The following is a 14,204-nucleotide window of genomic DNA, read 5'->3' on the forward strand; positions in this document are numbered from 1 at the left end:
TCAAAAACGCCATCCTTTCTCGTAAACTTCTTACGATAAGCATAGCGTTTTTTCATTTTGAGGGTATGATTTTAACTTCGCTTGATGGGCATGTGACGGTACCCCTTGTTCAACAATCGAGCCCTTTTGCGGAATAACCACCAATCCTTGTTTGTCATTCGTATGATGTATTGAGCTCTCGTTCTTCGTTAGCTTAACGAAGAGGCCTTGATTTTTTCTTGTTTGAGATTATTATTTGCTTTTCATTTTTAGACAAAATCCAGTCTGCAACCAATCGCTGCTGCTTTTTTCAACCCGTCTTGTCCTCTCTTCATATCAGTCTATGAACGGGGCGGGAAGGCTGCCATAAAGAAAGAACGGAAGCCGCGTTTTCCGCGCAGCTTCCGTCCCGATCTTCCGGACAACTAACTCAAATACCGATTTCGGATGACCCCCATGTGATGAATCTCGTGTCCTGCGATGCCGTACGCGAGGGCACGCGCCGTAATGTTTGCGTTGTTGGCTGTGCCTTTGCAGGACCACGCCTCCGCCGGTAACCCGCGCAGCAGTGTGATCGTCGATTGCCGTACGGCCCGGTAGTCTTCGGCCAATTGCGCGGTTATCCAGCTCCCGAAAGGAGGCATGAACAATTCCTGGTCGAAACCGGACAGAGGCGTCTGGTCCCCTCTTGCGATTCGGAGCAGGCGGTAGGTCATGACGCGTTCTCCGTCTGCGATGTGGCCCACGACTTCTTTCAGCGTCCATTTTCCTTCCGCATACCGATACGCGCCATGGGGCTTTCGGCATGGAAATCCCTCTGAGTTAGCGAAAACGCTTCGTTCTGGAATTAATCAATCGAACACACCAATCAATGCCAACCAACCATTGGTTAATGGAGAATTTCCATTGGATAAGAAGAAGCTTGATCAAATTTTCGGTAAGGAAGGATCTTTAAGTAATGGTGTTTACAAGATTAGTTTCCCGCGCTCTGAACAAATCAAAGAAAACGGAATGGTCATTCCTCCGTCAATGGGGACGTCAACAGCAATTAACTTTCAACCGACTGGTGGACAAAATGCAGCGATTACAGGAGATTTTGTGTTAACAGCAGAAGAAGTGAATTCAGTAATACGTGTTTTACGAAAACATGACATCGAAGTAGAAGCTGTGCATAATCACATGTTATTTGAAGAACCACATCTCCTTTTCGTTCACTTTTGGGCGAATGACGATGCAGAAAAATTAGCGAAAGGACTTCGTAAAGCGGTCGAAAAAACCAATTCTAAATTACCTGATAAAGATTAGATCAGACCAAAATACTGAATACCATTCATGTTCCGATGAATGAAAATTATAAGAGAACCGATTTTTCCTTCACCGAAAGGGAGCATCGGTTTTTATATTTAAATTGAGTAACATGAGAAATTCGTTGTTTTTGCGAGGTGTTTGAAATAATCTTCATACATCATATTTATTTTACTTTTATTTATTCTTATTGGGGTAGCGTCAAGGCGGTCAGCCCCAATACGAAAAAAAGTACAATTGGGGACAACAAATTCCCGACAACGATATCGAACATGATGTAAATTCAACTCCTTGCAAAAAAATAACCGGTAACTTCAGGGTGTCCTGAATTACCGGCTTAACTTCAACGGATCCTCTCGGATCTTTCGATTCATCTGCCAATACGCATTATTCAATTAATTTCTTCTCCAGATTATCGGAGAGCACGAACACCATTACTCTTTCCCCTGTACGCGTGCTGATATCGGTGTGGAAGCTGACGACTTGTTCCCCCGTCAACTCAAGGATCATCTTTCCAAGCTGTTCTCTTCCCGATTCCACCAAATCTGCCCTGATGCGCTTTACAGACAGCATACCCTCCGATGTCCCGGCCAATTTTTGGTTCAGCGAGAGTTAATATCCCTTTAAGTCCCACAATAATCATATTGCGCATGATGTCCGTTTTGACCAATACCGACCCCCGTCCCAAATATTCCTTCTCCCATTGCGTTAAAATTTTGCTTATCTGCCAATTCCCCCTTTTGATATGGAACAGAGCATTCAAATCCCTCCAAATAAAAAACGCTACTTCATATGGGCGAATGTGATCCCAATGAACATACCGATTTATCTTCAACTTATTTAGCAAAATGAAATTACTTTTTCATCCTGTCAATGCACATAATGCGAAAGCAACGAGTCGGCAAAATGGTTTGAAGATCGTTCGTTTTATGATTGAACCTTACATTTAGTATACGTGTTCCTCTCTGTCAATGGAAATTCATTTTATTGGGTATTTTTTTCGATTCGAATGGTTAAATTACAATTATATATTTCATGGACAAAATGTCAGGCGATGATCGGGAGGTGACGATAAAATTCAAAATAATATTTCTGCGTTGCAAGGTTACTCCATTCTTTTACTTTCGATCGGCCTTCTCAATCATGTGGTCTTGATTCCCATATTGTTGGACGCAGCGGGAAGAGATGCTGTAGTCTCCGTTGGGATGGTATTGGCCTTGTTGCCTGTTTGGGGGGCGTGCCTAGTCTATATCATGAAACACAAGGGTCAACAGCCGTTCCGCGATTGGTTGCAGCACCATTTCGGCAAAGCCTTGTCCGTCATTATTCTTGCGGCAGTCAGCATCTACATATGGCTGCAGGGTTACGTTTCCTTCTTTTATTCCGTTGTATGGACCCATTCGACCTATATGCCGCATACACCCAGATACGTGCTTGCTCTTCTCGCATTAGCCTGCTGTTTCTTTCTTGCAACCGGGGGCCTTCGTTCCATCGCGATTACGTCAGGTATTTTGCTGCCATTTGTGGTGATTCTCGGATTTTTTGTTATGACCTTCAACTTCAAGCATAAAGACTACAGTCTGGTTCTCCCCCTCCTTGCCGATGGATTCGCTCCCGTTTGGCGGGGCAGCCTATATGCGGCGAGCGGAATTTTCGAGCTTGTGCTTCTTCTTTTTTTTCAACATCGTCTGATCAATCGCCCTTCATTCGCCGGCGTGTTGTTCATGATTTTCTCGCTCGCCGGATTGACAATAGGCCCTTTAATGGGAGCGATTTCGATTTATGGGGCAGAGGAAGCTGCTTTGCAGAGATATCCGGCATTTGAACAGTGGCGTGTTCTCGAACTGGGAAAGTACATAGAGCATTTGGATGTTTTTGCAATCTATCAGTGGATATCCGGAGAATTCATTCGCCTTTCGCTTTCCCTCTTCATCATTGCCGATGTGTGGAAAGCGAAAAAAAGAACGCCCCTACTGCTGCTTGCGACCGGAACTCTGCTTATTGCCATAATAGCGCCGATAAGCGACGTGCGGTTTTTGCAATTTCTAAAAACGATGTATTTCCCATCCACCTTCGTCCTGGTGATCGGACTCACCTTCTTGTTTGCGGGAAAAACATGGATTTCAAGATGGAGGATGAGGGGTTCATGAAGAACTGGTTGATGCAATGGTTCCGAAAGCGTTCTTATCCATCTGCTTCGTTGCCTGCGGAACAGCGAATCGGGGATTCCAATGATGCTTGCGCAAATGACCTGGGCTTGACCGAACAGGAGATCACCGGTTTATTTCAAAATTCCGCCGATGTCAAATCTGTTTCTTGCCTGTGTGACAGGCAGAATCCGAACTCCTCTGTTTTATTGCTTTATTGCGAGGGGTTGACGGATCCAAAGGAATGGAAAGACATTGTTCTGCCGCGTTTAAGGCGGCTCTTTAGAAATACAGGTTTCAATGACGAATCCATGACCCGGAATGAAGAGTTGCCGATGGAGAAAGTAACGGGCGACGGGTTGATGTTGAGACGGCAAATCGTGCAGCATGTGCTGGATGGAAAACTCATTATTTTTACGCCTGTTCAACAGCGCGTGTATGCATGGGATATGGCCAAGGTGCCTCAGCGAAAACCGGAAGAATCCAGTATCGAGGTGTCGGTCAAAGGTCCTAAAGACGGTTTTGTGGAAGAGATTGCGACCAATGTCGCTTTAATTCGCAAGCGCATGAGAACAGGCTCCTTATGTTATGAACAGGTAACGGTCGGACAGCGCACGCAAACCCGAATCGGATTGCTTTATTTGCAAGATGTTGCGAACGCGGCGCTGGTCGACAACCTTCGAACGAAACTACAGGGTATCAAATATGATGGGATATCCAGCGCCGGGCAGCTGCAAGAAATGCTTTCGACTCCGAAATCCATATTCCCGATGATGGCCTATACAGGACGTCCCGATTTCGCCGTAGTCTCGCTGCTTAGCGGTCGTTGCGTCGTTCTGACGGAGGGTACGCCCAGCGCCCTGATTGCGCCGGCCGACGTCTTCTTACTGTTGAAGACCGCGGAAGATACCCATTTCCCCGCGCTGAGCGTTGCCGTAGCAAGAGGGCTGAGAATCGTCGGACTTTTGACAGCTCTGTTATTGCCCGCGCTGTGGACTGCGCTGCTAAGCTTTCACATCGAACAAATACCTGTGTTGCTATTGTCTACCATTGCGGTGCAGCGGCTGGGCCTCCCATTCTCTGTCGCTCAAGAAATGTTTCTGACGCTGATTTTCCTGGAAGCTTTTCGTGAGGCGGGAGCGCGGTTGCCTGCTTCGTTAGGACAAACGATGACTGTCGTAGGAGGATTGATTATTGGCGACGCCGCGATTCGGGCAGGGTTTATGTCGCCCAGTGTTCTGGTTATTGGCGCTGTTACCCATGTATTCGGCTCTATGGTGCCAAATCATTCGTTGAATGCTACGGTCAGTATACTGCGGTTTGGCCTTTTCTTTGTTTCTGCCGCCTTCGGTTTATACGGTTTTTTTTGCGGAGTGGTACTGCTGCTTTCCTATCTTTCCACCCTGCAGTCTTTCGGATTACCTTATTTATCTCCTTTGTCGCCGCTGGACAGGGCAGACTTGCCTCAAGCCCTGTTCAATCTTCCATGGGCTTGGCGGCGGAAACGTCCGAATGCCGTGAATACGCAAGATTCAACCCGGAAAGCAGAGGAGGACTCATCATGAAGGCGATTTTAATCTTGGTCGCGGGAGCGAGCTTGCTTCTGACGACAGGATGCTGGGGCTCGTTAGAAATCCAAACGATCCATTATGTTACGGCTATTGGAGCCGACTACAAAGATGGAGAGTATGTTCTTTATGCTCAGATGTTAGACTTTTCGGATGCAGCCAAATCGGAAGGGCAGGCAAAAACAAAACAGCCAACCAGTTATGTAGGGAAAGCGGCGGGAAAAAGCCTTTGGGATGCGGCCAACAAACTGCAAGCTGCATCTCAACAAGCGCTTTTTTGGGAACAGGTATCGACGATCGTCGTTACCGACAATGTATTGAAGGCGGACAAACATCTGGAATTTCTGGAGTTTACGAATCGCTATAAAGAAATACGGTACAATACATGGATATTCAGCACAAAAGAAAATATCGAAGATATCTTCAAAGCCCAAACCTTTTTCAAATTTTCTCCGCTTTACACCCTGTTGCATGAACCGAAAGATCAGTATCGCCAAAGCTCCTCGATTTCCCCCGTCCGCTTGTATCAATTTATACGTTCATTAAAAGATAAGGCCAGGTCAAGTTATTTGCCGTCATTGACATTAAACGCCGCTTTTTGGAGAGAGGACGGTAAAAACATGAAGCTTTTGGAAATTGATGGCGCGGATCTGTTCCAAACGAAACGATGGAACGGCTGGATCAGTCGAACCGATCTTACGGGCTGGCAATGGGTGAATCCAAAGACGCAAAGCTATCCCGTTGCTTTATTGTCCGACGATGATATTTCGGCCGTCATGCTGTTTAAAAAACCGCGCATCCATATTCGACCTCAGGCGAAATGGGACAAAGCCTATTTTGACATGACGATTACATTGGACGCGTATCTTGTCGAACTGCGCGAAGCCATGACGGAAAATGAGTTGATGGAACGATATACAAAACTTTTGGAAGGTCAAATCCTCCATGTTTTTCGCGAAGGTATCCGCATCCATACCGACGTGTTGAACCTGGGAGATACACTGTATCGATCCAATCCGCGTGTATGGCAACAGATGGCCGATGACCATTCATTCGTTCTTCATAATGACGCAATTCGTCATTTGAAAATCAATATTCATTTCAATGATACGGGTGAATATAAGTTTGTGCCGCAAAAACAAAAAGATGAGGATAAATAACCAGAAGTCAGCGGCAGCACATGGAGCGTTTTACCAGGACGCAGAGACAAAGGCTAGGCTTCGATCATAACCTCGTTGTCATGCCGGCTTATACGCGGCTTCTCCCGGGCGCTGGAAGATCTTCAACAGCCAGTTGTACATAGAGGGCCTCGTAGATTATTTATCCTTTCTCTAACGCCTCATGATCATTGTCACTTGTCATTCTTAATCCCTGGCATATTGCATCTAATCCGGCAGCGTTGGTCAAGTCGCCGCCGCAGCCGTGAATGCTCCTTATAATTGAAGATTAAAATATAAATAAATACAGTGCTAATAGATATATAAGAATATACACCACAGAAGCTATTCTTCCGAAAGTCGTAATACAACCTTTGTCTTCTCTTAAAAAGATTAAATATAAAATACTTAATACAACCATTAAAATATACAATGGTGAAACAGCAAGTTGTGCAAATTCATTAGCCATTTGATAATTCACACCCCTATTAAATGCTAATCCTTATTTTATCAAAATTAAGAGTCCTTTCGCTTATTTTCATTAACTATATAATTTTCTATGCCAATTAATAAAGAATAAAATAAATAAATAGACACCTCTTAAGGAAAACTATATTTGATTAAGACTTTTCTGGAGGTGTCAACATTGTTTAGTAAGAAAAAAATCTTTTTTGCCCTCGTAATGTTTTTGTTAATTCCCTCAATCGTTTATGGGAATGAATCGAGACTTCTAGAAGCGCCTATTTGGGGTACGGCAACCAAAACGACTTTCAACCGCCACATCTAAAAATTTTTCCATATAAGGAATCAACCTACCATATATATGGGTAGGTTTTTATTTTATCATTAAATAAACTAAAAAGTCAGAAAAATAGACGTAGCAAAGAAGGGAACTCTATTGCCTAGTATTCAAGATACCATTTACCCTCGAATTAAGAGTAGTTTAACTGAACAAGACTTACAAGAAGTCTATACTCCTAGAAGAGAAGAAATTGAGTGGACAGATACTAAGTCTAGAGGAAATATTCAACAGTTAGGATTATTGGTGCTGATTAAGACCGTGCAAAAGCTAGGTTTTTTTCCTCGAATGTTAGATATCCCTCAAACGATCATTGAGTATATTGCCAGTAGAGTACAATTACCTCTACCTAGCAAGGAAGATTGGATAGCCTATTGTGAATCTAGAACATGCCAAAGGCACTATCGTTTCGTTCGAGATTACCTACAAATTCGCCCTTTTAATGAGCAAGCTCGTCAATTCATGATCGATACGATGGGCAAACTGTCTTGGAGCAAAGATGAACCTGCTGACCTCGTTAACGCAGCTATCGAAGAATTAATTTGCCAATGTTATGAACTCCCTGTTTATAACACATTAAAAGAAGCAGCGAACGAAGTTCGTAAGAAATCATATCGTGTGATCTATGAACAGATCAACGTTAGATTGAGTGAAGGACAAAAAGAAACGATCAATGAACTTTTCCAATCCACAGAAGGATCGACTTATAGCCTATGGAATAAGTTAAAAGAAGATGCGAAAAGTGCAAAGTTATCTCATCTAAAGGATTTGATTGCTCATCGTGACTGGTTGAAACAACAACAAATCCCCCGTGAAGCATTGAAAGAAATCCCTATCATCAAAATCAAACAAATGGCAGCAGAAGCGAAAACCTTAGATGCAGGTCGGATGATGAAAATGAAAGGAGATAAACGCTACGCTCTTGCGGTTTCACTTGTTTATGTTCAATATTCAAAAGTATTAGATGATATTGCTGAAACCATGATTAAACGCATGATGAGTATTCATAAAAAAGGTCGTCAATTTTTGAAAGACTATAAAGAAAAGACACAAAGGAAAACCGATTCATTGGTTGAAACGCTTCATCATTTACTGTTGGCTTACCAACTTGAAGGCGAAGCTGAAGAGCGCATTCAAGCGATGCAGAAAGTGCTTGGAGATCGAGAAGAACAGGTATTGCGTGATTGTGAAAATCATTTAGCACTTAGTGGAGACAACTACTTTTTATTCTTATGGCGGTTTTTTAAGAGTCATCGCTCAACTTTCTTTAAAATTATAAAATCTTTACCCTTACGTTCTACTAATCAAGATACAGCTATTGAAGAATCTGTGTCGTTTCTGTTATCCCATCAGTATACTCGTAAGGAATGGATTTCAGTGGTTCACGTGGAGAAAATTGGTCCATGGAAAAAAGAAGTAACTCCTTTAATTGACTTATCCTGGGTTCCTGATAGCTGGTGGAGATGGCTCAGTCGCAAACGAAAGAAAGAAACTAGACCTGAGGAAGTAAACCGTCGTCACTTTGAAGTGTGTTTCTTCTCACAAATCATACTGGAGTTAAAAGCAGGAAACTTGTACATTGAAGGTAGCGAAAAGTATGCCGATTATCGGGAACAGCTGATTTCATGGGAAGAGTATGAGGAGAGTGTGGAAGAATTTTGTGAGCAAGTTAACTTATTCCCTATTGCAAATGATTTTATCCAAAAGATGCGTAAGCGATTTCAAAATGTGGCTCGACAGACCGATCAATCCTTTCCACGTAATGAACAAGTACGTATTGAAAATGGCGAAGTTGTCATTAGCAAGATCAAAAAGAAAAAGCTTCCCCCAGGATTGAAAACCTTGGAAGCTTATATTGCTCAAAAACTTGAACCAATCAATGTACTAGATGTATTAGCAGATACGGAGCATTGGCTTAATTGGACTCGCTTCTTTGGTCCGATCTCAGGGCATGAAGCCAGAATAGAAAATCCTGTCGAACGATACTTAGTGAATACCTTTTGCTATGGATGCAACCTAGGTCCTACTCAAACGTCTCGTTCATTGGGAGAACTGGATCGAAAACAAATTGCTCGGATTAACCAATATCATGTGACCAATGAGGATTTGGATAAAGCTATTCGATACATTATTAATGCTTATAACCAGTTTGATCTCCCGAAACATTGGGGAGATGGTAAGCGTGCTTCTGCGGATGGAACCATGTGGGACTTATATGAACAAAATTTGCTCTCAGAAAATCATATTCGCTATGGAGGATATGGTGGGATAGGATATTATCATGTATCAGATACCTATATTGCTTTGTTCAGTAACTTTATTCCTTGTGGGGTTTGGGAAGGAATTCATATCCTAGACATTCTAATGAATGAAGGAAAAGTGGACATTCAGCCCGAAATTCTTTATTCCGATACACAAGGGCAAAGTGTAACCGTCTTCGGACTCTCTGCGCTTCTCGGTATTCAACTGATGCCCCGGATCCGTAACTGGAAGGATTTAAAGATGTTCTGCCCAACCAAAGAAGATGTGTATGAAAACATCGACGATTTGTTTTCAGACGAAATTGATTGGAAACTGATCGAAGATCATTATGAAGATATGCTTCGAGTGGCGATGTCGATTAAATCAGGGAAAATTACTCCTTCAATCATCCTTAATAAACTGGGAACCTATAGTCAAAAGAATATTCTATATAAAGCGTTTCGGGAACTTGGAAGAGTCATTCGTACCCTGTTTCTTCTTCAATATATGGCAGATGAGGATTTAAGAAGTACGATTCAGTCTGCTACTAATAAAAGTGAAGCGTTTAATGGATTTACCAAATGGTTGTTCTTTGGTGGACTTGGTATTATTGCAGAAAATGATCGCGAGAAACAACGGAAAGTGATTAAATATAATCATCTCGTAGCAAATAGTTTGATCTTTTATAATGTGTTCTCTTTATCTCGTATTCTCCAGGATTATATTCAAGAAGGGAATGAGTATGAGGAAGAATGGTTGTCTTATTTAAGCCCATATGTTACGGCACATGTTAATCGGTTCGGTAAATATCGAATTGACTTTAATCGTAAACCCCCAAAACTTCCATTTGATGTTCCTATTGCAAGAGACAGCAGTTTGTCTTCAATAAAGTGAGAAATAAAGATAGATATGCATCTCTTTAAGGGGTACGACAACGATTCCTTCCTTTTCATGTCATAAGACATTATTTTACAAATAAAACCCTCGGTTTCTATTTGTAAATGGGAATATTTTCAGATGTGGCGGTTCATTCTTCGAATCGTTCACTTACCCCTGCAAGACAATTCCACCAGGTGATTTATCCCTATTCAGAATCGTCATAATTTCTTCTGCGGATGTACCACTCCAATCGAGTGTATCTACTGACCAAAGAATGTTTTTAAATCCTAGTCTTTCAAATATAAGGGCATCTGCAGATGTAAAATCGCCATATGGCGGCCTAATTAATGTAGCTTTTACTCCTGTTACCTTTTCAATTATTTCGTTCGTAGATTTAAGTTGCTGAATAACCTGGGACGTATATAGTTTTGAAAGTTCCGGATGATCCCAAGTGTGATTTGCAATGGTATGTCCCTCGTCTACCATTCGTTTTGCCAATTGTGGAAAATAGGAAACTTGCTCTCCAACAACGAAAAACGTCGCGGGAACACCTTTTTCTTTTAATATATCTAAAATTTGAGGTGTAATAAGTTTGTCAGGACCGTCATCAAAAGTTAATGCAATCTGCTTTTTAGTTGTTTCGGCTTTTTCATAAGCGATTGGCTTATTCGCTTCTGGCGTGTTTGTCTGAATAAAGGTTCTGTAAATCTTAGGATCATAGGTAACGGTCATTCCCAACTTCTGTGCAGTCACTAATAACGGAACATATGGTCGTCCATCAATTGTGGTTGTTGTCGTAGCTAGGGACTCACGGATCCATTTGTTTTTTTCCTTAATGTAATAGTCCATATATGTTTTACCTAATGGCAGGGCAACAATATTATTTCTCTCAATAGCGATAGATTGATATTTTTCATTCCGATCAACAGTAGCACCTGTATGCTTGAAAAATATATCTGGTACCATCAAACGACCATTTTGCATATAATAGCTCGTCTTAATAAGCTTTCCATCGACAGAAATAGAAGCGTATGATACTGTTGAGGCTTGGGCTGGCGCTATACCAAAAAGGCCTGAAATGATGAAGGAAATGAGAAGAATTGCTAAAAATGCTTTTTTTCCCTTCATTTTGTTTAATTTGAACATGATTATCCCCCTGTTTTTCTATCTTTATTTATACAGAAAAGATTCTATCAACAATTTTCTGAAAACGATATAGAATATTGCTGGAAATATATGTGGTAACATTAGGATAATAGTCTCTTTCGGAAACCCGGATTTTTACACAGTGAGTTTTATAAAATATAACTAGGAAGCCTCGTTCTAATGCAAGAAATCTATTAAACTCAGATTTGAATAAAGTAGAAAAAACAAATGTATATCCTATATATTTTTAGTTAACTATAAAGCGGAGATTCGATTGTGGTAGAGAGTTTTTCGAGATTAGGTCGAAGTACAAAAGATTTGATCGAGTTAGTTGAGTACTTTGAAAGCAAAAATGTAAAATTGATTAGCATAAAAGAGAATTTTGATACGAATACACCACAAGGGAAACTGATGCTTACTGTTTTTCAAGCATTCAGCCAATTCGAAAGAGACCTAATTGCTCAACGAACAAAAGAGGGGTTAGAGAGTGCAAGAGCCAGAGGAAGAAATGGCGGCCGTACAAAAGTGAAAGAAAAACAGATAAAGAAAGCTCTTAATCTATATAACTCTAAGGAATACAGTATTAGCGAGATTGTGGAAATGACCGGAATAAGTCAAGCAACACTATATCGTTACATACGAACAACAAGGCAAAGCAAAGAGGAACAAGCTCATATTGATATAGAAAACACTGCAAAAATAAGAATGTGGCTGCGAATAGAAAATAACAATAAATTTGTACGTAGCAAAGGAAAGGTAAGAGAAAGTGTCGAGCAGATCCTAAAAGATAATTACAAAATGGAGATCATAGCTAACGAGTATATAATCTACGTCCCTTATACAACTGTCGATGCGTTAAAAAAGACAGTGTATGATATTCTCGCTGAATTAGATAGTGAGGCTGATATGAAGAATTGTTTTATTGAAGCAGATGTTTATTGCGATGAATTAGGACTCTCATGGTAATTTCAAGGATTTCTCTTTTATTACCATATTAAATAAGTAAATTAATTTTACTGGAAGAAATCCTGCGGACTAGAGCAGCTACCCTGTCACTAGGCCTTATTCAAGTAAGCAATCGATAAAAGAACGCGAAAACCTGTTAGACCGCGACTTTACTACTACGACTATTAATGAAAAATGGGTAGCTGATATTACTTATATCCACACTCTTAAAGATGGATGGTGCTATTTAGCTTCTGTAATGGATTTGCACTCTAAAAAAGTTGTTGGATACTCTTTTTCACAAATCATGAATACAGACTTAGTGATGAAAGCATTAGATAACGCATATTTGGCACAAAACCCAGCAAATGGGCTTATTCTGCATACAGATTTAGGCTCTCAATATACCAGTGAAGAATTTCGGAATTACGTTCAATCAAAGGGTACCCTAATGGAGTTCTCGATCTCTTGTGGTGTTTTATATCCCAAACTACCATGAATCCTTTTACGATTATACCAGCCTTCAATGTATTGAAATAAAGCTATCGCAGCTGATTTGTGATCTAAATATTTAACATGAGGGTTTTCTTCTTTCTTCAGGGATTTTTATGCAAAAAAAAGAACCGGTTTATCTGAATCCCCTTCCGGCTCTTTCCTCAAAAATCTCGTATTTTAACAATCTAAGTTATTCCGAAGGCTGTTTTTCGTCCGTTTTTTTAGTCAGAAACCAGCCAGCTGCGGCAATCCCAATCAAAACAGTATAGAAGATGAGCTTCCATTCTGTTGAATGTGCAAATTCATATGAAATAATTCCGACATCTGGATGTCCTAATGTAAAGACGGCAAGTTTTACACCAACCCAGCCGACAATCGCAAAAGCGGCAATTTCAAGACCTGGCTTTGCATGAAGCAATTTCACAAAGAAGTTAGCAGCGAAACGCATGATAATTAAACCGATTAATCCACCGGCAAAAATGACGAGGAACTTACCACCATCCATACCCCCAATGTTCGGAATATTTGTGTTCGGAAGGGTCATAGCCAGCGCAACAGCAGCCAAAATTGAGTCAACAGCAAAAGCAATATCTGCCAATTCTACTTTAAAAACTGTTCCCCAAAAACCGGATTTCTTTTCTTCCTTTTTTGCCTTATTCACATCTTTATTTTTAATGACGAGTTTCCTCAAAATATGATTGATTGCGATGAATAACAGGTATAAAGCACCTATAGCCTGTACCTGCCAAACATCGACAAGGAAAGAAATGATGAATAATGAACCAAAGCGGAAAACGAAGGCACCTACTAGTCCATAGAAAAGTGCTTTTTTTCTTTCGTCCTCAGGAAGATGCTTTACCATAATGGCCAGTACAAGCGCATTATCCGCTGCCAACAAGCCTTCGATGGCGATTAATAATAGCAATACCCATCCATATTCTAATAAAATTGAAAGTTCCAATTAAATTTTCCTCCTATTAAATAGTTCTATGTCTAAAAATAGTTCTAGCTGTGTCATTATTTCTAATATCCTCAGTGATCCGAATAGCATCCTGATCCAAGCTTTCTAGACTTTTTTTGAAAGCTAGTCTTGTTTTAAATCGATAAGATAATGTGGCTGTCGATACTCGGGTAGAGTTCGGTAGCCGGAAAAGATAGCATCTGCCTGAATACACTTGGTTGTTAAAATAGTAACAGAATCAACGATTTCTTCGTTTTTCTCCTCCCTATCCATTAGGACCAAATCACAATCGATCCGTTTCAGTTGTTGTAATATAGTTCCACCTTTAATCAAGAAATATCCCTTTACCTGCTCACCTGCCCTATATGTTTCCTTTTCAAGTATAAGATCGATCTGTGTTGATCCTATTCCTAATAGTGCCCTATATTTCTCAGAATCATGAATGTCTTCCTGTTTTTATTTCGGGATCTTTAGCCACTTATTTTTGGGCTCTATACTAAATGTTGGGGTTTCCACACAATTTGCCCCAAAAAATACACGCAAACATCCAATTCTTTTATACTTGAATTGTCGAGAAACAAG

The 14,204-nt window shown here is 40.9% G+C and carries 10 protein-coding genes and 3 pseudogenes; 7 read left to right on the forward strand and 6 right to left on the reverse strand.

Annotation, left to right across the window (positions count from 1 at the left end; translation table 11 throughout):
- Positions 1-404: 404 nt before the first annotated feature.
- On the reverse strand, positions 405-827 hold the full coding sequence (locus JOC94_RS21780) for a DinB family protein (RefSeq protein WP_232233842.1): 423 nt from the start codon (positions 825-827) through the stop codon (positions 405-407).
- Between the two features lie 58 nt (positions 828-885).
- On the opposite strand from JOC94_RS21780, the gene JOC94_RS21785 reads away from it, so the two are divergent.
- Positions 886-1,284 carry a DUF1259 domain-containing protein gene (locus tag JOC94_RS21785; protein WP_051428415.1) on the forward strand — a complete coding sequence of 133 codons (399 nt, stop codon included), beginning with the start codon at positions 886-888 and terminating at the stop codon, positions 1,282-1,284.
- Positions 1,285-1,671: 387 nt separating this feature from the next.
- Here JOC94_RS21785 and JOC94_RS21790 read toward each other — a convergent pair.
- Positions 1,672-2,038 (reverse strand): annotated as a pseudogene (locus JOC94_RS21790) (DUF2294 domain-containing protein).
- A gap of 334 nt (positions 2,039-2,372) precedes the next feature.
- Between JOC94_RS21790 and JOC94_RS21795 the strand changes: the two are divergent.
- From JOC94_RS21795 to JOC94_RS21810, 4 genes are all read left to right on the forward strand, one after another.
- The gene (locus JOC94_RS21795) at positions 2,373-3,434 is read left to right on the forward strand and encodes an endospore germination permease (RefSeq protein ID WP_328799818.1); all 1,062 of its coding nucleotides are present in this window, start codon (positions 2,373-2,375) and stop codon (positions 3,432-3,434) included.
- Positions 3,431-4,996 (forward strand): spore germination protein, encoded by a 1,566-nt coding sequence (locus JOC94_RS21800; RefSeq protein ID WP_236017184.1) that lies wholly within the window; start codon positions 3,431-3,433, stop codon positions 4,994-4,996. The genes JOC94_RS21795 and JOC94_RS21800 overlap by 4 nt, the downstream gene beginning before the upstream one ends.
- On the forward strand, positions 4,993-6,159 hold the full coding sequence (locus JOC94_RS21805) for a Ger(x)C family spore germination protein (protein ID WP_026584835.1): 1,167 nt from the start codon (positions 4,993-4,995) through the stop codon (positions 6,157-6,159). The genes JOC94_RS21800 and JOC94_RS21805 overlap by 4 nt, the downstream gene beginning before the upstream one ends.
- Positions 6,160-7,054: 895 nt before the next feature.
- Positions 7,055-10,090: a Tn3 family transposase gene (locus JOC94_RS21810; protein WP_026584833.1), complete on the forward strand. Its 3,036-nt coding sequence runs from the start codon at positions 7,055-7,057 to the stop codon at positions 10,088-10,090.
- A 153-nt stretch (positions 10,091-10,243) separates the two neighbouring features.
- Here the strand turns inward: JOC94_RS21810 and JOC94_RS21815 are convergent, their stop codons facing one another.
- A complete protein-coding gene (locus JOC94_RS21815; RefSeq protein ID WP_051428413.1) occupies positions 10,244-11,221 on the reverse strand; it encodes a polysaccharide deacetylase family protein in 978 nt (325 codons plus the stop codon).
- Positions 11,222-11,494: 273 nt separating this feature from the next.
- Here JOC94_RS21815 and JOC94_RS21820 point away from each other — a divergent pair, with 273 nt between their 5' ends.
- Complete coding sequence (locus JOC94_RS21820) at positions 11,495-12,187, forward strand: recombinase family protein (RefSeq protein ID WP_084029004.1); 693 nt, start codon at positions 11,495-11,497, stop codon at positions 12,185-12,187.
- A 91-nt stretch (positions 12,188-12,278) separates the two neighbouring features.
- Positions 12,279-12,629, forward strand: a pseudogene (locus JOC94_RS21825) (transposase); the annotation flags it as partial.
- Here the strand turns inward: JOC94_RS21825 and JOC94_RS21830 are convergent.
- The 3 genes and pseudogenes from JOC94_RS21830 to JOC94_RS23075 form a co-directional block, all read right to left on the reverse strand.
- Positions 12,599-12,766: pseudogene (locus JOC94_RS21830) on the reverse strand (IS3 family transposase); the annotation flags it as partial. The pseudogenes JOC94_RS21825 and JOC94_RS21830 overlap by 31 nt on opposite strands.
- Positions 12,767-12,851: 85 nt before the next feature.
- Positions 12,852-13,622 (reverse strand): TerC family protein, encoded by a 771-nt coding sequence (locus JOC94_RS21835; RefSeq protein ID WP_026584832.1) that lies wholly within the window; start codon positions 13,620-13,622, stop codon positions 12,852-12,854.
- A gap of 123 nt (positions 13,623-13,745) precedes the next feature.
- Positions 13,746-14,066 carry a sporulation protein gene (locus JOC94_RS23075; protein WP_311316000.1) on the reverse strand — a complete coding sequence of 107 codons (321 nt, stop codon included), beginning with the start codon at positions 14,064-14,066 and terminating at the stop codon, positions 13,746-13,748.
- Positions 14,067-14,204: the final 138 nt, after the last annotated feature.

The sequence above is a fragment of the Siminovitchia thermophila genome, assembly GCF_016909185.1.
Classification (GTDB): Bacteria; Bacillota; Bacilli; order Bacillales; family Bacillaceae_C; genus Siminovitchia; species Siminovitchia thermophila.

Excerpts from the sequence above, each read along its gene's own strand:
- JOC94_RS21815 (WP_051428413.1), bottom strand. The coding sequence starts at position 11,221 with ATGTTCAAATTAAACAAAATGAAGGGAAAAAAAGCATTTTTAGCAATT.
- JOC94_RS21805 (WP_026584835.1), top strand. The coding sequence starts at position 4,993 with ATGAAGGCGATTTTAATCTTGGTCGCGGGAGCGAGCTTGCTTCTGACG.
- JOC94_RS21800 (WP_236017184.1), top strand. The coding sequence starts at position 3,431 with ATGAAGAACTGGTTGATGCAATGGTTCCGAAAGCGTTCTTATCCATCT.